19 protein-coding genes are annotated in these 18,937 nt (G+C 69.3%); 7 read left to right on the top strand and 12 right to left on the bottom strand.

All coding sequences use genetic code 11. The annotated features are described in order from the left end of the window. Nucleotides 1-322: 322 nt before the first annotated feature. From ahcY to STROP_RS04860, 8 genes are all read right to left on the bottom strand, one after another. Nucleotides 323-1,813, bottom strand: a complete 1,491-nt coding sequence (ahcY, locus tag STROP_RS04895; protein WP_011904876.1) for an adenosylhomocysteinase — start codon at nt 1,811-1,813, stop codon at nt 323-325. 273 nt (nt 1,814-2,086) lie between these two features. Then, nucleotides 2,087-3,250 carry a mannose-6-phosphate isomerase, class I gene (gene manA, locus STROP_RS04890; protein ID WP_011904875.1) on the bottom strand — a complete coding sequence of 388 codons (1,164 nt, stop codon included), beginning with the start codon at nt 3,248-3,250 and terminating at the stop codon, nt 2,087-2,089. Nucleotides 3,251-3,254: 4 nt separating this feature from the next. Further along, nucleotides 3,255-4,226, bottom strand: a complete 972-nt coding sequence (locus STROP_RS04885; protein ID WP_011904874.1) for a cation diffusion facilitator family transporter — start codon at nt 4,224-4,226, stop codon at nt 3,255-3,257. A 43-nt stretch (nt 4,227-4,269) separates the two neighbouring features. Then, the gene (locus STROP_RS04880; protein WP_011904873.1) at nt 4,270-5,466 is read right to left on the bottom strand and encodes an SIS domain-containing protein; all 1,197 of its coding nucleotides are present in this window, start codon (nt 5,464-5,466) and stop codon (nt 4,270-4,272) included. After that, nucleotides 5,463-5,645, bottom strand: a complete 183-nt coding sequence (locus STROP_RS04875; RefSeq protein ID WP_026274771.1) for a Trm112 family protein — start codon at nt 5,643-5,645, stop codon at nt 5,463-5,465. Before STROP_RS04875 ends, STROP_RS04880 begins: the two co-directional genes overlap by 4 nt. A gap of 61 nt (nt 5,646-5,706) precedes the next feature. Then, complete coding sequence (locus STROP_RS04870) at nt 5,707-7,092, bottom strand: phosphomannomutase/phosphoglucomutase (protein WP_011904872.1); 1,386 nt, start codon at nt 7,090-7,092, stop codon at nt 5,707-5,709. Nucleotides 7,093-7,189: 97 nt separating this feature from the next. Next, nucleotides 7,190-8,218: a hypothetical protein gene (locus tag STROP_RS04865; RefSeq protein ID WP_011904871.1), complete on the bottom strand. Its 1,029-nt coding sequence runs from the start codon at nt 8,216-8,218 to the stop codon at nt 7,190-7,192. A 165-nt stretch (nt 8,219-8,383) separates the two neighbouring features. Beyond that, entirely contained in the window at nt 8,384-9,823 is a 1,440-nt protein-coding gene (locus tag STROP_RS04860) for an aldehyde dehydrogenase family protein (protein ID WP_026274772.1), read from the bottom strand. Between the two features lie 74 nt (nt 9,824-9,897). Between STROP_RS04860 and STROP_RS04855 the strand changes: the two genes are divergently transcribed. From STROP_RS04855 to STROP_RS04840, 4 genes are all read left to right on the top strand, one after another. Next, nucleotides 9,898-11,178, top strand: coding sequence for a GAF domain-containing protein (locus STROP_RS04855; RefSeq protein WP_011904869.1), 1,281 nt, complete (start codon nt 9,898-9,900; stop codon nt 11,176-11,178). A 40-nt stretch (nt 11,179-11,218) separates the two neighbouring features. After that, nucleotides 11,219-12,724, top strand: coding sequence for an acetaldehyde dehydrogenase ExaC (gene exaC, locus STROP_RS04850; RefSeq protein WP_011904868.1), 1,506 nt, complete (start codon nt 11,219-11,221; stop codon nt 12,722-12,724). Then, nucleotides 12,724-13,122: a DUF779 domain-containing protein gene (locus STROP_RS04845; protein ID WP_011904867.1), complete on the top strand. Its 399-nt coding sequence runs from the start codon at nt 12,724-12,726 to the stop codon at nt 13,120-13,122. The genes exaC and STROP_RS04845 overlap by 1 nt, the downstream gene beginning before the upstream one ends. Nucleotides 13,123-13,274: 152 nt before the next feature. Continuing rightward, nucleotides 13,275-13,826 (top strand): P-loop nucleotide/nucleoside kinase family protein, encoded by a 552-nt coding sequence (locus STROP_RS04840; protein ID WP_011904866.1) that lies wholly within the window; start codon nt 13,275-13,277, stop codon nt 13,824-13,826. Nucleotides 13,827-13,846: 20 nt separating this feature from the next. On the opposite strand, the gene STROP_RS04835 is transcribed toward STROP_RS04840, so the two are convergent. The 3 genes from STROP_RS04835 to STROP_RS04825 form a co-directional block, all read right to left on the bottom strand. Then, nucleotides 13,847-14,506, bottom strand: coding sequence for a class I SAM-dependent methyltransferase (locus tag STROP_RS04835; RefSeq protein WP_011904865.1), 660 nt, complete (start codon nt 14,504-14,506; stop codon nt 13,847-13,849). 77 nt (nt 14,507-14,583) lie between these two features. Further along, a complete protein-coding gene (locus STROP_RS04830; protein WP_011904864.1) occupies nt 14,584-14,997 on the bottom strand; it encodes a hypothetical protein in 414 nt (137 codons plus the stop codon). Continuing rightward, entirely contained in the window at nt 14,994-15,356 is a 363-nt protein-coding gene (locus STROP_RS04825) for a hypothetical protein (protein WP_011904863.1), read from the bottom strand. The genes STROP_RS04830 and STROP_RS04825 overlap by 4 nt, the downstream gene beginning before the upstream one ends. A gap of 481 nt (nt 15,357-15,837) precedes the next feature. On the opposite strand from STROP_RS04825, the gene STROP_RS04820 reads away from it, so the two are divergent. Then, nucleotides 15,838-16,353, top strand: a complete 516-nt coding sequence (locus STROP_RS04820; RefSeq protein ID WP_011904862.1) for an Lrp/AsnC family transcriptional regulator — start codon at nt 15,838-15,840, stop codon at nt 16,351-16,353. 215 nt (nt 16,354-16,568) lie between these two features. Further along, a complete protein-coding gene (locus STROP_RS04815) occupies nt 16,569-17,915 on the top strand; it encodes an aspartate aminotransferase family protein (protein ID WP_011904861.1) in 1,347 nt (448 codons plus the stop codon). A 30-nt stretch (nt 17,916-17,945) separates the two neighbouring features. Here the strand turns inward: STROP_RS04815 and STROP_RS04810 are convergent, their stop codons facing one another. Beyond that, nucleotides 17,946-18,317: a DUF3499 domain-containing protein gene (locus STROP_RS04810; RefSeq protein WP_028680448.1), complete on the bottom strand. Its 372-nt coding sequence runs from the start codon at nt 18,315-18,317 to the stop codon at nt 17,946-17,948. A 151-nt stretch (nt 18,318-18,468) separates the two neighbouring features. Between STROP_RS04810 and STROP_RS04805 the strand changes: the two genes are divergently transcribed. After that, nucleotides 18,469-18,918, top strand: coding sequence for a metallopeptidase family protein (locus tag STROP_RS04805; protein ID WP_011904859.1), 450 nt, complete (start codon nt 18,469-18,471; stop codon nt 18,916-18,918). The last annotated feature ends 19 nt before the right edge of the window (nt 18,919-18,937 follow it).

Below are 18,937 nucleotides of genomic sequence, written 5' to 3'. Positions count from 1 at the left end.
GGGATTAATCTTCCATCCCCATCTCCGTAGTGGGATCCACGCCCGCCTCCGTGGCGGGATCCACGTCTGCTGGCACCGATGCCGTCGACCGTCGTCACCCAGCGCCCCGCGGCCCGGACGTCACCACCGGCCGCGTGGTCAGCTGATCGGACCAGCCCTGCCACCATGATCCCTGGGCGCGCCCGCCGGCGCCAGCACCGAACGTGGATTCCGGCGCTCACCCCGCTCTGGCAGCGTGGAACAGAAGCCGCCGGGGCTGGCCGGCCCGCCCGGTCGGGCGGGCCGGCCAGCACACGAGATCACGTACCGTTCTGGACGTCGCTCAGTAGCGGTAGTGGTCCGGCTTGAACGGACCCTCCTGCGGCACCCCGAGGTACGCCGCCTGCTCCTTCGTCAAGGTTGACAACCGCGCGCCCAACGCGTCCAGGTGCAGCCGCGCGACCTTCTCGTCCAGGTGCTTCGGCAGCACGTACACACCCGTCGGGTACTCGTCGGGCTTCGTGAACAGCTCGATCTGAGCGATCGTCTGGTCGGCGAAGCTGTTGGACATCACGAACGACGGGTGGCCGGTCGCGTTGCCCAGGTTCAGCAGCCGCCCCTCCGAGAGCACGATCACCGCATGCCCGTCATCGAACCGCCACACATCCACCTGCGGCTTGACGTTCTCCCGCGTCACATCCGCCCGACGCGCCAAGCCCGCCATGTCGATCTCATTGTCGAAGTGCCCGATGTTACCCACGATCGCCTGGTGCTTCATCCGCGCCATGTGCTCGTTGGTAATCACATCGAAGCAACCGGTCGCCGTGATGAAGATATCGGCGGTCTCCACCACGTCCTCCAACGTGGCGACCTGGTAGCCGTCCATCGCCGCCTGGAGCGCACAGATCGGATCGATCTCGGCCACCACCACGCGGGCTCCCTGGCCACGCAGCGACTCCGCGCACCCCTTACCCACGTCGCCGTAGCCAACGACCACCGCGACCTTGCCACCGATCAACACATCGGTCGCCCGGTTGATCCCGTCGACCAACGAATGCCGACACCCATACCGGTTGTCGAACTTGCTCTTCGTTACCGCGTCATTCACATTGATCGCCGGGAACAGCAACGAGCCCGCCCGGTGCATCTCATACAAGCGATGCACACCCGTGGTCGTCTCCTCCGTCACCCCACGGATGCCACTCGCCAACCGGGTCCACTTTCCGCCGTCGCGCTCCAGCGAACGCCGTAGCAGGTCGAGGACCATGGTGAACTCTTCGCTGTCGCTGGCGTCCGCCGCCGGCACCGCACCGGCCCGCTCGAACTCGACGCCCTTGTGTACCAGCAACGTGGCGTCGCCACCGTCATCGAGGATCATGTTCGGACCCTCGTCACCCGGCCACGTCAACGCCTGCTCGGTGCACCACCAGTACTCCTCCAGCGACTCGCCCTTCCAGGCGAAGACCGGCACTCCTGCCAGCGCCTCCGGGGAGCCCTCCGGACCCACCACCACTGCGGCAGCGGCATGGTCCTGGGTGGAGAAGATGTTGCACGAGGCCCACCGGACCCGTGCCCCCAACACCACCAACGTCTCAATCAACACGGCCGTCTGCACCGTCATGTGCAGTGAACCCGAAATCCGCGCACCAGCCAACGGCCGCGACTGCCCAAACTCACGCCGAAGCGCCATCAACCCCGGCATCTCATGCTCCGCGAGCCGAATCTCCTTGCGCCCAAACTCAGCAAGCGACAGGTCCGCAACCTTGTAGTCACCGTCGGAGACGGTGGTGGGCTGGGACGTCCCGCTGGCGGACGCCGGAAGGGTGCTGGTCATGAAGTACTCCTGTCGACGATGTGCAGCGCGATAAACACCTTACGCGCGCGTACCGGTCGACCGCGCCCCTCCCCGGACAGCGCACGAGGCGGCCGGCCCCGGGACGAATGCTCCATCCCTGGTCCGACCGCCCCGCGCATCCCCCCGGTTTGGTTCCCCACACGCCCCCGAGACCGTCGTCGCGACAACGCTGTGTGCCTAAAGAGTCACACCGCTATCGTGGCAAGTCAAGCTATTACCGAAAAATCGGACTTGCGGGTTGGCGACTCGCGCTCAGCGCAGCCCACAGCTCGCCACGTACGCCTCACCCGTACCCGCGATCCGCAGCGCGCCGGCGGCAGCCGGGCTCACCGCGGCCTGCCCCGGCCCCAGCTCCACCGACCCGGCACCGTCGTCCACGGTGAGGGCGCCGGTGCTGCAGAGCACCACCCGCGGCCCGACCAACGGCACCGTCACCTCCGCCCGATTCGCGCCCACCCGAACCTGGTACAACGCGAAGTCGTCCACGGGCACCGGCCAGCAGACCACGCCCGGCGCGACCGGGACCGCCCGCACCACCGGATCGTCCAACACCTCGAACCGCAGCACCCGCAACAGCTCATCGACGTCAACCCGCTTCGGCGTCAACCCCCCGCGCAGCACGTTGTCGCTCGCCGCCATGATCTCCACGCCGGTGCCACGCAGGTATGCGTGTAGGTTGCCGGCCGGCATCCAGATCGCCTCCCCGGGAGCGATCCGCACCCAGTTCAGCAGCAGCGCCACCAGCACACCGGGATCGCCCGGGTAGCTGTCGGCGAGCGACCGGGCCAGCCGCGCGTCCGGACCGTCCACCGCCGCCGACGCCACCGCCGCCACCAGCCCCGCGCGCTGATCGGTGGGGAAGGTCAGCAGTAGACGTACCGCATCGGCGAGACCCGCCGCTCCCGTCCGTAGGGCGGCCACCACCGGCTCCAGCGACGGTACGTCGAAGGTGGCGAGCACCTCCGCGGACTCCGCCGGATCACGGAACCCGCAGAGCGCCTCCATCGGCGTCAGCGCCACCAGCAGCTCCGGCTTGTGGTACGGGTCCACGTAGTTGCGCTGCCCCACCTCACGCGCCGCGTCGGCGGCGTGGCCGGCGCGGGCCTGCTCCGGATCGGGATGGGCCTGCAGACTCAGCGGCGCGTCGGCGGCGAGGACCTTGAGCAGGAACGGCAGCCGAGTGCCGAACCGATCAACGACCTGCGGGCCCAACCAGTGCCCCGGCTCGGCCGACAACAACTCGACCAGACTGACCGGGGTCCCGTCCCGGTCCACGCTGGCCGGTGCGCCCGGATGCGCGCCCAACCACAGCTCCGCCTCCGGCTCCGGGCTCGGCGCAGGCCGCCCCTGGAGGGTGGCGATCGCCGAGCGAGAGCCCCAGGCATAGTTTCGGATCGGCCCGTACAACAACTCCATTGGGTCAACCCCCAGACAGCCCGACGGTCTCGCCGGGTTCACTTTCGGTCCGCTCGGTGCCGGACGCGACATACACGTCCGGCTCCAGGTAGATCACACGAGCAGTCGGCACGGCGGCGCGGACCCTTGCCTCCACCGCGTTGATGCCCCGGGCCAACTCCTCGACGCTGCCGAACGAGGTTACGGCGACCTTCGCCGCCACCATCAGCTCCTCGGGGCCGAGGTAGAGCGTCTTCATGTGAATGATTCGCTCGACCTCCGGACCGGCGGTCATCGCCTGCTCGATGGCCTGAACCTCGTGCGCCTCGGCTCCCTCACCGAGGAGCAGGCTCTTGGTCTCGATGGCGAGGATGACCGCGATCACCACCAGCAGGACGCCGATCATCGCGGTGCCGGCGGCGTCCCAACGGCCGTCGTTGGTGACCAGGGTCATGCCGACCCCGAAGAGCGCGAAGATCAGACCGACCAGCGCACCCAGGTCCTCCAAGAGCACCACCGGCAGCTCCGGAGCCTTGGCCCGCCGGACGAAGCGCACCCAGGACTGCTCTCCACGGACACGATTCGACTCCTGAATCGCGGTCCGAAAGGAGAACGTCTCCATGACGATAGCGCTCACCAGGACAACGACCGGGACCCACTGCCAGCTCTCGATGCCCTCCGGGTGAGACCACTTGTGATACGCCTCGTACAGGGCGAAGAGGCCACCGACGGTGAACAGCACGATGGAGACGATGAACGCGTAGATGTAGCGTTCCCGGCCGTAGCCGAAGGGGTGCTGTGGGGTCGCCGCACGCTTCGCCCGCCGCCCACCGAGCAGCAACAGGCCCTGGTTGCCGGAGTCTGCGACCGAGTGGATCGACTCGGCCAGCATGGACGACGAACCGGTCAACAAGAACGCCACGAACTTGGTGACGGCGATGCCCGTGTTGGCCAACAGCGCGGCGACGATCGCCCGTGTCCCGCCGCTGGCGCTCACGCCCCCGCCCCATCCCGCCGGGCGTCGGCCGCCCTACCTGCACTCACTGATTGGCCAGCTCCTTCATCTCGGTGATAGCGGGCACGGCCATCGGATCCAGACCGTGCGCCAGGGCGAGATAGATCGAGGCAAAGTCCGGCACCGCGATCAACGACGCGAGCCGCTCCAGCGCCGAGCCTCCTTCGGCGGTGACCACGTCGGCGCGCACCCCCCGGCGCTCGGCGAGGGTCTGGACCGCGTCGGCCCGTCGCTCCTCAACCACGAGCGGTTCGTCGGCGTCGTCTTCCGGGTTGAGGCCGCCGTCGCGCAGCAGCACCAGCCGCAGCCGAGTTCCGACCGCAGCCGTCAGGTCGGGGTCGGCGAAAATGTCCCGCTCCCCCTCGACCAGCCCGCCGAAGACACCGTCGAGCAGACCGACCCGGCCGCGACCGGCCTCGCCGAGCGCCCCGGAGACAACCGGGTACCGGGCGTTCGCCGAGAGCGTGTCACCGAAGCGGCGAGCCGCGACGGTGGCCAGTGGTGACGACCCCCAGACGATCGGAATCGAGCCAGCCAGACCCAACGCGAGGGATTTGGCCGGATTGACGAAAGACTCGGCGGACGGCCGGCACCGGTCAGCCTCGGCGTCCAACCGGGCGGCGGTCTCCGCCAGGTCCGCCTCGTTGACCTTGACCAGACCGAGCATCCGGGCGGCCAGCAGCACTGGCACGGTCAGCGCCCAGAGGCTCGCCCGCGCTGGGGCACGCCGGGGCACGGGGACGAACGGTGCTCGGGCCCGCTCCGCGACCGACTGTAACCGGGAGTCCGGCGCACCGACCGCGACGAGGCGGGCACCCCGGCGGTGGGCCGCCTCGGCCGCCCCGAGCGCCTCCGGACTGCGACCAGAGGCGCTGACCGCGATCACCACGTCGGCGGCGCCCACCCAGCCGGGCACGCCGGCGCTGCGATGTGGGATCACCGGCACCGGGCAGCGCGGACCGGCGACCGTCGCCAGCACGTCACCGGTCCGCCCGGCCGTGCCGATTCCCGCGATGACGACCGCGCGCGGACGCCCCTCGTCGGCCAGCACCGACAGGTTGGCCTCGGCGGCGAGGGCGGCCGACTCGCGGACCTGCGCCCCACCGGAGGCGATGTGCCGCAGCATCCCACCCGGATCCCGCTCGGCGAGCGCGTCCAGATCGTCCAGCAGGGCCTCGTCGGCTTCCCGGTGGCCGCTGACCCCGGCCGCACCGTCGATCATGACTGCTCCGCCGGACCGCCGCGGGCCTCATCCAGCAGGAGCACCGGCACATCGTCGCGGACCTCGAAGATCCGGCCGCACTCGGTGCAGGTGAGCGTCTGCGCCCCGTCATAGTCGAGTGGGGCGTGATGTGTGTCCGGGCAGGCGAGAATCTCCAGCAACTGCGGATCCAGGGCCACGGTGCGGGCTCCTTCCACCTCTGGGTCTACCGGTCGGTGGCGCCGACCGGCGGACGGGATCTTATCGGCGAACCCGGTCGAGCACCGCATCGCGGAGCGAGGCCATACGTTCCCGGGTCGGGGCTTCGACGTTGAGCCGTAGCAACGGCTCGGTGTTGGAGGCCCGTAGGTTGAACCAGGCGCGATCGGTGAAGCGCAGAGTGAGGCCGTCGGTTTCGTCGACTTCCGCGTCCGGGTACGCGGCCCGCACCTCGGCCACCCGCGCTGCCTGGTCCTCGACCGTAGAGTTGATCTCGCCGGAGGCGACGTACCGCTCATACTCACCGGCCAGCACCGACAGCGGCAACGACTGCTCACCCAGCGCCGCCAACGTATGCATCGCGGCGAGCATCCCGGTGTCGGCGAACCAGAAGTCCCGGAAGTAGTAGTGCGCGGAGTGCTCACCGCCGAAAATGGCGTTGGTCCTGGCCATCTCGGCCTTGATGAACGAGTGCCCGACCCGGGACAGGACCGGTTGCCCACCGTTCTCTCGGATGATCTCCGGCACGGCAGCCGAGGTGATCAGATTGTGGATCACCACTGAACCAGGGTGCTTGGCCAGCTCACGAGTGGCGACCAGCGCGGTGATCGCCGACGGTGACACCGGCTCGCCACGCTCGTCCACCACGAAGCAGCGGTCGGCGTCACCGTCGAAGGCCAGACCGATGTCCGCGCCCCCGGCCCGCACCGCCCGTTGCAGGTCGACTAGGTTCTTCGGGTCCAGCGGGTTTGCCTCGTGGTTGGGGAAGGTGCCGTCCAACTCAAAGTAGAGCGGCACGATCTCGAGCGGCAACGCCGCCAGCGCGGCATCGCCGAGCACCGTCGGGACCGTGTAGCCGCCCATGCCGTTACCGGCGTCCACCACGACCTTCAGCGGCCGAATCCGGGTCAGGTCAACCAGCTTGCGCAGGTACGCCGCGTAGTCCGCGAGCAGGTCGCGCTGGTGGACCGGTGCGCTCGGCGCACCTGCCGGCCGGGCCTCGCCCGCGTCCAGCAACGCCTGCGCCCGCGCCCGAATCTCGGCCAGGCCGCTGTCCTGCCCGATCGGACGCGCTCCCGAGCGGCACATCTTGATGCCGTTGTACTCGGCCGGGTTGTGGCTCGCCGTGAACATCGCTCCCGGTAGGTCGAGCGACCCGGAGGCGTAGTACAGCATGTCGGTCGAGGCCAGGCCCAGCTCGATGACCGCACGGCCGGCAGCCCGGACACCGGCGGCGAAGGCCGCCGCGAGGCCGGGGCCGCTGTCCCGCATGTCGTGCGCGATCAGCACCGCGTCGCCAGACTCCCCGCCAGCGTTGAGAACATCGGCAAATGCGGCACCAAGCGCCTCGGCGACCTGCTCGTCCCACTGGTGCGGCACCACCCCACGCACGTCGTAGGCCTTCACGATCTGGGACAGGTCAGTCACCGTGCTCCGCTCCTCGCGCTGGCGGTCGTCAACGGCCTGAGCGTATCGGAGCACGGATGATCGCTCAGGCCCAGCCGAGGAGCTGACGGTGCCCGGGTCAGTCCGGCAGCCTCGGGATGAACCGGGTGTGGGCGTCCGACGCCGGCGCGGCGGGCCCACGCTGGCCGGGAACCGGGGGCACCGGCGGAGAGCCCGAAGGAGCCGACCCACCCGACACCGGCGGGGAGCCGTCGGGGTGGGTGCCGTAGCGCCGCGGGGTAGGTCGCTGCGTCGACGGGCTGCCGTACAGGCCCGGCGTCGCCGGACGCCCGACAACCGGTGGCCGACCGGGACCCGGGCCGGAATACCCGAAACCCGTGGGGTGGGCGCCACCGGAGGGGGCCGATCGGTCCTCCCGGAACCGCCGAACCAGCAGGACGATCAGGACGACGCCGACCGCGACCATGGCCAGGCCGGCGTAGAGGAAGACCGAACCGCCGGAGGACTTGGTCGCCGCCGCGCTGTCGGCGTCGCCCCCCGGATCGGTCACGGCTTCAACGGCCGTTGAAGCCGCCGAGGTGGCGGCCTCCGTCGCCGCGACGGTCGGCACCGGCGCGGCGGCGGACGGTGGAGCCGTGGAGGGGCTACCGCCGGTCACCCGGGCGGAGTCGGAATCTCGACCGACTACTCGGCCGGCCGCGCTGACGGCCTCACCGACAACGGTGAGCTCCCCGTCCGCCGTGTCCGCAGCGAACGCCACCTCGTACCGCAGCGTGACGCGCTTACCCTTGCAGAGCTGTGGGTTCTCCGGCGTCGTCGCGGCGGTGGCCACCCCGCCCCGGCCGGCAGAGAGCTCAACCGGAAGCCACCTGCCCCCTGCGTTGACCTGCACCCGAACCTGATCCACCCGGAGGCTGTCGAGATACAGGGTGAGCGTGGCCTGCAGCTGCACGCAGCCCTCGGTGCGCTTGCGTACCTCGACCGCGATCCCCTTCGCCGAGCTACCGGCCTTGAACTTCCCGGCCGCGCTGACCCGCACCGTGTCCTCGGCTGCCAGCGCTGGCGATGCACCGAACGCCAGCAGAGCGCCGGCACCGGCGCAGACCGCCGCGAGCCGTGCCGTGAACCGCCCAACCGCCATGATCACCTCGCCGTCTCGCCCCGCCGGTTCGCCGGTCAGGCTACTACCGGGCACAGACGACGCCTGGCCCTGCGGCGCCAAGCGCCACTCGGGCAGCCCACCGCGCCGGCAGCCCCGACGGCTGACGAACACGGCGGTGAGCTAGCTGGCGCCGCCCAGGTCGTCGCAGACCTAGCCGGCGACACCCGTGAGGACCAGGACCCGCGGCTCGGTGTAGTCGTCCATCGCGCTGCGCACCCCCTCCCGCCCGACGCCAGAGCCCTTCACCCCGCCGTACGGCATCTGGTCGGCCCGGTACGACGGCACATCCCCGACGATCACCCCGCCCACCTCCAGGACCTGGCCGGCGCGGAATGCGGTGTCCAGCCGGTGGGTGAGAACGCCCGCCTGCAACCCGTACACCGAGTCGTTGACCGCGGCGAACGCGGCGTCGTCGGTGGTCGCCCGGGCGACCACCAGCACCGGCCCGAACACCTCCTCGGCACTGACCTTGGCTTCCCTCGGCACCCCGGACAGCACCGTGGGCGGGAACGTGGCCCCGTCCCGGCGACCACCGACCTCGATGGTGGCGCCGGCCGCGACCGCCTCGTCCACCCACGCCTCGACGCGGCGGGCGGCTGACTCCGAGACCAGCGGACCAACCTCGGTCAGCTCGGACGAGGGGTCACCGGTGCGCAGTGCCCGCACCGCCGCGACCAGGCGAGGTAGGAACCCGTCGTAGAGCCACTCGTGCACGTACACCCGCTGCACCGCGATGCAGGACTGGCCGGCCTGGTAGTTCGAGAACGTCGCGATCCGGTGCGCGGCGAAGGTCAGATCCTCCTCCGTGCTCCAGTCCTCGCAGATCACCACCGCCGCGTTGCCGCCCAGCTCCAGGGTGACGTGCTTCTCCGGTACCGACCGCCGGATAGCTGCGCCGACCGGGCCGGAGCCGGTGAACGACACCACCGGCAGCCGCGGGTCGGCGACGAGGCCGGCGGCTCGCTCGTTCGGCAGCGGCAGCACCGAGAACATGCCCTCCGGCAGGTCGGTCTCGGCCAGCAGCTCACCGAGGAGCAGCGCGGACAGCGGGGTGGTCGGGGCCGGTTTGACGATGATCGGTGCCCCGACCGCGATCGCCGGCGCAACCTTGTGCGCCACCAGGTTCAGCGGAAAGTTGAACGGGGAGATCCCCAGCACGGGGCCCCGCGGTACCCGCCGGACCAGAGCCAGCCGGCCGGCGGCGGCCGGATCGGTGTCCAGGCGTTGCAGCTCTCCGGAGAAGCGCCGGGCCTCCCCAGCAGCCCACCGGAACGTCGCGACCGCCCGCCGTAGTTCGGCGCGCGCCCACTTCACCGGCTTACCGTTCTCGGCGGTGATCAGTGCCGCCACCTCGTCAGCCCGCTCGGCGAGCCGGCGAGAGACGTGCTCCAGGGCCGCCGCGCGCAGGTAGGCAGGGAGGGCCGCGGCCGTCGGGGCCACCGCGGCAGCCGCCGCGACGGCGGCCTCGACCTGGTCCCCGGTGGCGAAGGTGGTCCGCCCGACGGCGCGCCCGTCGTACGGATGGCGCACGGTCAGCTCCTGCTCACCGTGGGCAGGGCGAGAGGCGACATGGAAGGCTACGGACTCCACATCGAGCAGCGTAGACGACGTCACGCTTGGCGATCTGGGGTGAGCTGCGTCACGATGGCTGCCAGGAGGTCCCCGTGGTTGACCCGTGGCTCGCCCTGGAAATCGGCGTCGATCCGGCGGAGCGGATCGCGCAGGTAGGTGCCGCCCACACGGCGTTTCTCACCGGGGCGACGCCGCGGCGGGTGCGGGAGGTGGTACGCCGATCGTGGGAACGGTCAATGTCGCTCGACCCGGAGAGCAGCCCGCCCGTTGACCTCGTTGACGACACGCTGGAGCGCTACCGGGCCGGGCACCCGCTGGCCCCGGTGCTGCCGATCTTCCGGGACCTGCTCGGTGGGATCGCCCAGGACGGCGCCCATCTGATGGCGGTCTGTGACACCCACGGCCGGCTGCTCTGGGTGGAGGGGCACCCGGGGGTACTGCGACGGGCCGAACAGATGAACTTCGTGCCCGGGGCCCGTTGGGACGAGACGCACGCTGGCACCAACGCGCCCGGCACCGCTCTCGCCGTGGATCACAGCGTGCAGATCTTCGCCACCGAACACTTCAGCCGCCGCGTGCAGCGCTGGACCTGTGCCGCCGCGCCGATCCATGATCCGGCCACCGGTCGAATACTCGGTGCGGTCGACATCACCGGCGGTGATCACCTCGCCACCCCGCAGAGCCTGGCACTGGTCCGAGCCACCGCCCGGGCCGCCGAGGCGTTCCTGGCCGGACTCGCCCAGGTCGAGCCGGACGTGGTGCAGGTGGCCGCACTCGGCCGGGACGAAGCCCAGCTACGGGTCGGCGGCCGCCGGATTCGGCTGGGCCGGCGGCACAGCGAACTGCTGGTGTTGCTGGTGGACCACCCTGAGGGGCGTACCGGAGAACAGCTCGCCCTCGACCTGTACGGCGAGGGCCGACTGCACCCCGTCACCCTCCGAGCCGAGCTGTCCCGGCTGCGCCGCGCACTCGGCCCGGAGCTGCTCGACTCCCGCCCGTACCGGCTGCGCTGCCGGGTGGACGCCGACTTCCGTACCGTCACCGACCGGCTGGAGCGGGGGGACCCGGCGGGTGGAATCGACGCGTACTCCGGGAGCTTGTTGCCCGGCTCGGAGGCGCCGGGCGTGGTGCGGCTGCGCCGGCTGGTCGACGGACAACTCCGTGCGGCCGTGCTGGCCGCCGCGGACCCGGCGCTGCTCGTCTCCTGGACCGCGACCCCCGCCGGCACCGACGACCTGGCAGCCTGGGAGGCCCTGGCGCGGGCACTGCCGCCGGGCGCCCCGCGCCGGCCACTCGCCCTGGCGCGGGCCCGCCAGCTCGCCCGGGAGTACGGCGTCACGCGTGCAACGTCGCTGCAACCTCGAACACAATAAGGTCGATGCCGTCCACTCCTCGTTGACGGCGGAGGTACTCATGACGCGTTACGACGCGCCCACCCACTGGCAGTCCCGCTACGACCACTTCATTGGCGGCGACTACGTCAAGCCGCATGGCGGGCGGTACTTCGAGAACCCGACCCCGGTGACCGGGCAGCCCTTCTGTGAGGTGGCCCGGGGTACCGCCGAGGACGTGGAGCGGGCCATCGACGCCGCGCACGGCGCCGCCGGGGCCTGGGGGCGCACCCCGGCCGCCGACCGCGCCATGGTCCTCAACCGGGTCGCCGATCGGATGCAGGAACACCTGAAAGCCCTGGCGATCGCGGAGACCTGGGAGAACGGCAAGCCGATACGCGAGACGCTCGCCGCCGACATTCCACTCGCGATCGACCACTTCCGCTACTTCGCCGGCGTAATCCGGGCCCAGGAGGGTTCCCTGGCCGAGATCGACAATGACACCGTCGCATACCACTTCCATGAGCCGCTCGGTGTGGTCGGGCAGATCATCCCGTGGAACTTCCCGCTGCTGATGGCAACCTGGAAGCTCGCCCCGGCACTCGCGGCCGGCAACGCGGTGGTGCTCAAGCCCGCCGAGCAGACGCCCGCGTCAATCCACTACCTGCTGTCCCTGGTGGCCGACCTGCTGCCGCCGGGAGTGGTCAACGTCGTCAACGGCTTCGGGGTCGAGGCGGGCCGGCCGCTGGCGTCCTCGCCGCGAGTGGCCAAGGTGGCGTTCACCGGCGAAACCACGACCGGGCGACTGATCATGCAGTACGCCAGCGAGAACATCAAGCCGGTCACCCTGGAGCTGGGCGGCAAGAGCCCGAACATCTTCTTCGACGACGTCAGCGCGGCGCCGGACGACTTCCGCGACAAGGCGCTCGAGGGTTTCACCATGTTCGCCCTGAACCAGGGCGAGGTCTGCACCTGCCCGTCGCGGGCGCTGATCCAGCAGGGCCACTACGCCGACTTTCTGGCTGCGGCCGTCGCGCGGACCCGCGAGATCAAGCCGGGGCACCCGTTGGACAGCGCAACGATGGTCGGCGCGCAGGCGTCCAACGACCAGCTCGAGAAGATTCTTTCCTATCTGGACATTGGCCGGCAGGAAGGCGCCCGGGTGCTGACCGGTGGCGCACGCGCGGACTTGGGCGGCGAGCTGTCCGGTGGGTACTACGTCGAGCCAACGATCTTCGAGGGCAGCAACTCGATGCGAATCTTCCAGGAGGAGATCTTCGGCCCGGTCGTGTCGGTAACCTCCTTCGCTGACCTCGACGACGCGGTAAAGATCGCCAACGACACCCTGTACGGACTCGGTGCTGGCGTCTGGACTCGAGACATAAATAAGGCGTACCGGGCAGGACGGGCTATCCAGGCAGGGCGGGTCTGGACAAACTGCTACCACGCGTACCCCGCGCACGCCGCGTTCGGCGGGTACAAGCAGTCCGGGATCGGCCGGGAGAACCACAAGATGATGCTGGACCACTACCAGCAGACCAAGAACCTGCTGGTCAGCTACGGTCCGAAGAAGTTGGGCTTCTTCTGATGAGCGACCTGGTAACCGTGACCCCCGCAGCGGCCGACCTGATCCGGTCGCTGCGGGAGCAGCATGGGCCGTTGATGTTCCACCAGTCCGGTGGCTGCTGCGACGGCAGCGCGCCGATGTGCTACCCCGCTGGCGAGTTCCGCACCGGCTCGTCGGACATCCGGCTGGCGGCGCTGGTGGTGGATGGCGTGCCAGAGCCGGTCGAATTCTGGATCTCGCGCGCCCAGTGGGAGCTCTGGCAGCACACGAAGCTCACCATTGACGTGGTTCCCGGCCGTGGCAGCGGATTCTCCCTGGAAGCCCCGGAGGGCCTGCGCTTCCTCCTTCGCTCCACCCTCATCCGCCGTGATCACCAAAGGGGCGCGAGGTCGGAACACCAACAGAGCAGGGTCGAGTAGCGACAGACAGCCCAGTTCCCTGTCAAGTTCCAGGGTGTTGTGTCGGTGGATCATTCGATCGACGAAGTCATGTGGTCGGGGGGATCACCGTCCTTGCTTGCGGGACCGGAGCAGGTCAATAGCAGGATCTCGGGGTCCGCTATAGCGAGTTGGTGCAGAAACCAACCCTTGTCGTTGTCAGTGGGCCGCCGGGCGCAGGGAAGACCACCCTCGCTCATCGGCTGGCGCGCAGGATCGGTTGTCCGGCGATCTGCCGGGACGAGATCAAGGAGGGTATGGTCCACGCGACCGGCGAGTTCATCGCCGCGCCGAGCGACGAACTGACCCTGCGGACGCTACCCACGTTCTTCCAGGTGCTCGAGCTGCTCCTAAATGCGGGTGTCACCACGGTCGCGGAGGCAGCCTTTCAAGACCGAATCCGGCGTCCACGCCTGCAGCCGCTGGGTGAGATCGCCGAGATCTGCATGGTGCACTGCCAGGTCAATGCCGAGACGGCTCTGGCCCGGATCCGGCGGCGGCAGGAGGAAAACCCGGCACGACGCGCGCATGCGGACTCATACCTCAGCGATCGTGAGATTCACGCGGCAGGTCACGACGGATTCAACCGGGTGCGTCTCGATGTGCCGGAGTTGGAGGTAGACACCAGCGACGACTACCGGCCAGGCCTCGGCGAGATCATGGCGTTCGTGAACGCCCACCGATGACCTGACCGGCGGGGCTGCGTCTACGCGCTTCCGGAGTCGGTCTTGCGGACCAACATGTACCCGTATGGAGGCTCCGGTTCTTCGGGTGGCGTGCTGCCCTGGAAGATCAGTGCGAACCCGGCGGCGGCGAAGCGGTCCTCCATTTCCCGGGCGGAGAGCCAGTACCGGTCGAAGTCGATGCCGAAGCTCTCGACGCGGCTGCCGGGAGGGTTACGGTGCCCGGTGCCATTGCCGTGCTTGAAGGCAGTCACCAGGTAGCCGCCCGGCTTTACCACCCGGGCGAGTTCGCTGAAGGCGGGGACCCTGGCGTCTGGTGCCAGGTAGATCAGCGAGAACCAGCACACCACCCCGGCCAGCGAGGCGTCCTCGAACGGCAGGTCACGCAAGTCGGCGACCTCGTATGCGAAACCGGGGTTGTCCCGTTGTGCCGCCTCGATCATCTTGGGTGAGAGATCCACGCCGCGAGGCGACAGGCCACGGCTCGCCAGGTAGGGAAGAAGCCGGCCGGTGCCGCAGCCCACGTCCGCGACGTCTGCGCCCACTGCCAAGGTCATCTCAGCGAACAGGTCGAGCATCGCCCGCTCGATCGGCATGCTCTCGAGCAGGCCGACCAGGTTCTCGGCGTACCACTCCGAGAGCACGTCGTGCGCGTCTCGCAGTTCTTGGGTTCTGGCGTCCATTCCCCGTTACCTTCCCGTCGGGACCGATCTGGCGGCGAATCTATCCCGGCCGTCGGAGGTCCTCCTATGGGGACGGCTCAGCGTTCGTGTGCGCCGGGCAGAGCGACCAGATGGCCAGTGCTGCCAATCTCGGTCCGGAGCTGGTGGTTTTCGAGTTCGAGGACATTGACGATGCGGGCGAACGCATGGTTCTCTCCCTGAATCTTGTTGATCTCAGCGATGAGTTCCTTGATGCGCTCGGTAGCCTTGTGGAGGTCGTCGCGGAGCTTGCGTTCGTTGTCGGGGACGTGGCCGCAAGCGCGGACGCGGGCGTAGAACTCGTCCTTGAGGTCGGTGTGACGGTGAGTGAGCAGATGCCGTTTGACGTTGGCCTCGTCGGCGAGCGCGACGATGGTGAGCGACCCGCTGGAGCGAAGCGGCGTTCCGGCTAAGAGCCGGTCGATCGCTGCCCGGATGGCGTCGCGGTCGGTGGTAGCGGGTTGTGCGTTCATGAGTTCTCCTCGTCGACGGTGATGCGGGCCGCGCGGTGGTCAGCGGCAAGTCGAGTGAGGTGCTCGGCCTTGTGCCGCAGTCGGTCGGCGAGCGGTTCGGGCAGCAAAGGTGAGCAGGCTTGGGCGCGTAGCTGGGCTGCGGTGTCCTCGATCTGGCTTGCGTGCACGTCGGTGCGGGCGACGTTGGCGCAGTTGGGGCGGCATCGATCGAGGCTTGGTGTGCTCTGGGCGCCGCGGCTGGGATGGCAGAGCGCTTTGGCGCGGTCGTAGTTGCAGAACAGGAACGCTTCGCTGTTGTGGAAGACGTTGAGCGCGGGGTCTGCCAGGAGGCTGTGGGCCTGGCGCGCTGTCCTCCGCATAGTTCCGCCTGGTCTCGCGGGCGAGCCGGGCGAATGAGGACCGCGTCAGGTACAACGTCAGCCGGGCGTCCACCCGCTGGTCAGGATCGACCAGGAAGACGTCTCCGGGGTCGATCCGGCACGCTGCCTCACGCTCGCCGAGGTTGGTCCACCGCTGGAGCGCGGGATGATCACTTGCTGCTACGGTGCCGTTCCTCGGCACCCAATTCACACGCCACTGGGAGATCAACGCGGCAACACTGAGAGTCGTCACACGTGGATCTAATAGGGAAGAATCCACAGACAGACCAAGTCGAACAACGACAGGCAGGGCTGACACCACCACTGTCGAGCTGCCCCACCTACGCGACCCACGCCTCAAGCGGTCGGCACGAGGGTTTCCGTCGCCGACATCACTCTCAACGACGACATGCGTCAGACTGCGCGAAGGCGGCGAGCCCTCGAAGCACCCGGCCGCCAGAAACGGACATGGGAGCGCTCGATGACGAACCGAAACCAGCACAACGACACCGGTGGGCGGCGGGTCGGCACCGGCGGCACGAGTACTGGCCCGGCGCCACTCGATGACGCGTCGAAGCAGATCATCGAGCAACTCCAGCAGGACGGCCGTCGACCGTACTCGACGATCGGAAAGGCGGTAGGGCTCTCCGAGGCGGCAGTCCGCCAACGCGTACAGCGGCTCCTTGACGCCGGAGTGATGCAGATCGTCGCGGTCACCGACCCGCTCCAACTCGGCTTCCCCCGCCAGGCCATGATCGGCCTACGGACTAACGGAGACCTGGAGGCAGTAGCCGACCGGCTCGCCGAACTGGACGAGGTCAACTACGTCGTCATCACCGCCGGCTCCTTCGACCTCCTCACCGAGGTGGTCTGCCGCAACGACGACCACCTGCTGGAGATCCTGCAACGGCTCCGCGCGGTCGAGGGCGTGCTCTCCACCGAGGTGTTCGTCTATCTCAAGCTGCGCAAGCAGACGTACACCTGGGGGACCGCCTGAACCACCGTCCCACCCGGCACCCCCGCGATCCATCCGCACACCCAACCTTAGGCGCTACGGATTTCGTGGCAATCGAACGACAAAGCAACTCTATCAGTTGTAGTAGACCGAGATCACAACGAATAGCGCTTGGCATGCGGCGTTCAGCTATGGGATAACCATGGTCACGAGCGGCCGGTGTCACCCCTGACTGGCCCGAGACCGATGGGGCTGACATGGCCAATGCCACCGACCACCTCTGGATGCACTTCACCCGAATGGCGAGCTACTCCGCCGGTGAGGTCCCGACGATCGTGCGCGGCGAGGGCGCGTACGTCTGGGACACCCAGGGGCGGCGCTACCTGGACGGGCTCGCCGGCCTCTTCGTCGTCAACGCCGGACACGGCCGGACCGAGCTAGCCGAGGCCGCCGCTCGCCAGGCGGGCGAGCTGGCGTACTTCCCGCTCTGGTCGTACGCGCACCCCAGGGCCATCGAACTGGCGGAGCGGATCGCCGCCCTGACCCCCGGCGACCTCAACCGGGTCTTCTTCACCACCGGCGGCGCGGAGTCCGTCGAAGCGGCGTGGAAGCTGGCCCGGGCGTACTTCCGGCGCACCGGCAGGCCGGCGAAGTACAAGGTGGTCAGCCGCCACATCGCCTATCACGGCACGTCGATGGGCGCACTGTCGATCACCGGGCTGCCCGAGCTCCGGCGTGACTTCGAGCCCCTGGTGCCCGGCGGCATCAAGGTACCCAACACCAACTTCTACCGGGCCCCCGAGCACGGCGACGACCCCGAGGCGTTCGGCCGCTGGGCCGCCGAGGAGATCCGCCGAGCCATCGAGCGAGAAGGCCCGGAGACAGTCGCCGCGGTCTTCCTGGAGCCGGTGCAGAACTCCGGCGGTTGCTTTCCGCCCCCACCCGGCTACCTGAGCCGCGTCCGCGAAATCTGCGACGAGCACGACGTCCTGCTCGTCTCCGACGAGGTGATCTGTTCGTGGGGGCGGCTCGGCGAGTACTTCGGCGCGGTCCGCTACGGCTACCAGCCCGACATCATCACCACTGCCAAGGGCATCACCTCTGGGTACGCCCCACTCGGCGCGATGATCGCCGACGACCGGCTGATGGAGCCGTTCCTCACCGAGACCGGCGTCTTCGCCCACGGCGTGACCTTCGGCGGGCACCCGGTCTCCTGCGCGGTGGCGCTGGCCAACCTGGAGGTCCTCGCCCGCGACGACCTGATCGGTCACGTACGGGCCAACGAGGCGACGTTCCGGGCCACCCTGGAACGGCTGCACGAGCTGCCGATCGTCGGCGACATCCGGGGCGACGGGTACTTCTACGGCATCGAGCTGGTCAAGGACAAGACAACCAAGGAGACCTTCGACGAGACGGACTCCGAACGGCTGCTGCGCGACTTTCTCTCCCCCGCACTCTTCCACTCCGGCCTCTACTGCCGCGCCGACGACCGGGGCGACCCGGTGGTGCAGCTCGCGCCACCGTTGATTGCCGGGCCAGAGCAGTTCGACGAGATGGAACAGATCCTGCGAGCTGTCCTCACCGAGGCCTGGTCCCGGCTGTAGCCGCACCTGGGCGGGGTTACGGCGCCGACGTCAGTGACTGGGGGGAATCACGCGGAGGTGACCGCGACGCCCGGTGGACGACGTCGAGGTCGCCGGATCGTGGCCGTCCTCCGGGGGCCGAGGGGCTACCGGGCGGGCTGCCTCGCGGACCGCCTCGGCGAGGGCGACCAGGTCGTCCGTCGTGGGCGGCGGCGGCTCGAACTCTCCCTCGTGCCGGACGACATCCCAGCCCCGGGGCGCGGTCAGACTGCGCGCATGGGGCTCGCAGAGGTCGTACGTGTGCGGCTCGGCGAAAGCGGCCAGCGGCCCCACCACGGCGGTGGACTCGTTGTAGACATAGGTCAATGTGGCGACTGCTTGCCGGGGGCAGCCGTTTCGGGTGCAGCGCCGTGGTGACCTCACCGCGGCAGGGTATCTCCAATACCGGCTCCGGCGCACCGGTTCGCGACCCGACACGCCCGTCTTGGTGATCACATTTCGGCCGTTCGGATCCGGCGCGCCAGCGCGCCACAGCTGCCGCAGGACAGCATCGGTCGGGTACTACCCTGGGCCCATGGCAAGCCCGGAACACCGCCGCCCCGGCACCGGACGACGCACTCGCCGCGACCGTCACGGACGTGGCCTGCGCGGCCGCCTGGTGCCCGCGACGGTGCCGCTGGCGCGAACGAAGGCCGAGGTCTTCGACGAACTGGTGCTGGACACGGTGGAGACACTCGAGCGGCGGTTCGCCAAGGAACTGGCCGGCGTCGAGTTCGCGGTGGAGGACGTGCCGCCGCAGCTGAATGTCTACGACTCCGACGTGCTCGAGGACGGCGCGGTGCCCCTCGCCCGCCTCCTGCCCGGGCGACCGGGCCGGCAGGAGATGCCGCCACGGATCGTCCTCTACCGCCGGCCACTCGAGTTTCGGGCGATGGACCGTGAGGACCTGGCGGATCTCGTCCACGACGTCATCATCGAGCAGGTGGCGAACCTGCTCGGGGCCGACCCGGACGAGTTGGCCTGAGCCCGGCCACCACGGCTGG

This window comes from Salinispora tropica CNB-440 (genome assembly GCF_000016425.1).
Lineage (GTDB): Bacteria > Actinomycetota > Actinomycetes > Mycobacteriales > Micromonosporaceae > Micromonospora > Micromonospora tropica.
Note: the sequence above shows the minus strand (reverse complement) of the source record. Positions and strands in the feature narration are given on the sequence as shown.

Coding starts and splice junctions, on each gene's coding strand:
- STROP_RS04830 (WP_011904864.1), bottom strand. CDS start 14,997: ATGAACGCACAACCCGCTACCACCGACCGCGACGCCATCCGGGCAGCG.
- STROP_RS04815 (WP_011904861.1), top strand. CDS start 16,569: ATGGCCAATGCCACCGACCACCTCTGGATGCACTTCACCCGAATGGCG.
- STROP_RS04880 (WP_011904873.1), bottom strand. CDS start 5,466: ATGATCGACGGTGCGGCCGGGGTCAGCGGCCACCGGGAAGCCGACGAG.
- STROP_RS04825 (WP_011904863.1), bottom strand. CDS start 15,356: ATGCGGAGGACAGCGCGCCAGGCCCACAGCCTCCTGGCAGACCCCGCG.
- STROP_RS04845 (WP_011904867.1), top strand. CDS start 12,724: ATGAGCGACCTGGTAACCGTGACCCCCGCAGCGGCCGACCTGATCCGG.
- ahcY (WP_011904876.1), bottom strand. CDS start 1,813: ATGACCAGCACCCTTCCGGCGTCCGCCAGCGGGACGTCCCAGCCCACC.
- STROP_RS04805 (WP_011904859.1), top strand. CDS start 18,469: ATGGCAAGCCCGGAACACCGCCGCCCCGGCACCGGACGACGCACTCGC.
- exaC (WP_011904868.1), top strand. CDS start 11,219: ATGACGCGTTACGACGCGCCCACCCACTGGCAGTCCCGCTACGACCAC.
- manA (WP_011904875.1), bottom strand. CDS start 3,250: ATGGAGTTGTTGTACGGGCCGATCCGAAACTATGCCTGGGGCTCTCGC.
- STROP_RS04835 (WP_011904865.1), bottom strand. CDS start 14,506: ATGGACGCCAGAACCCAAGAACTGCGAGACGCGCACGACGTGCTCTCG.
- STROP_RS04820 (WP_011904862.1), top strand. CDS start 15,838: ATGACGAACCGAAACCAGCACAACGACACCGGTGGGCGGCGGGTCGGC.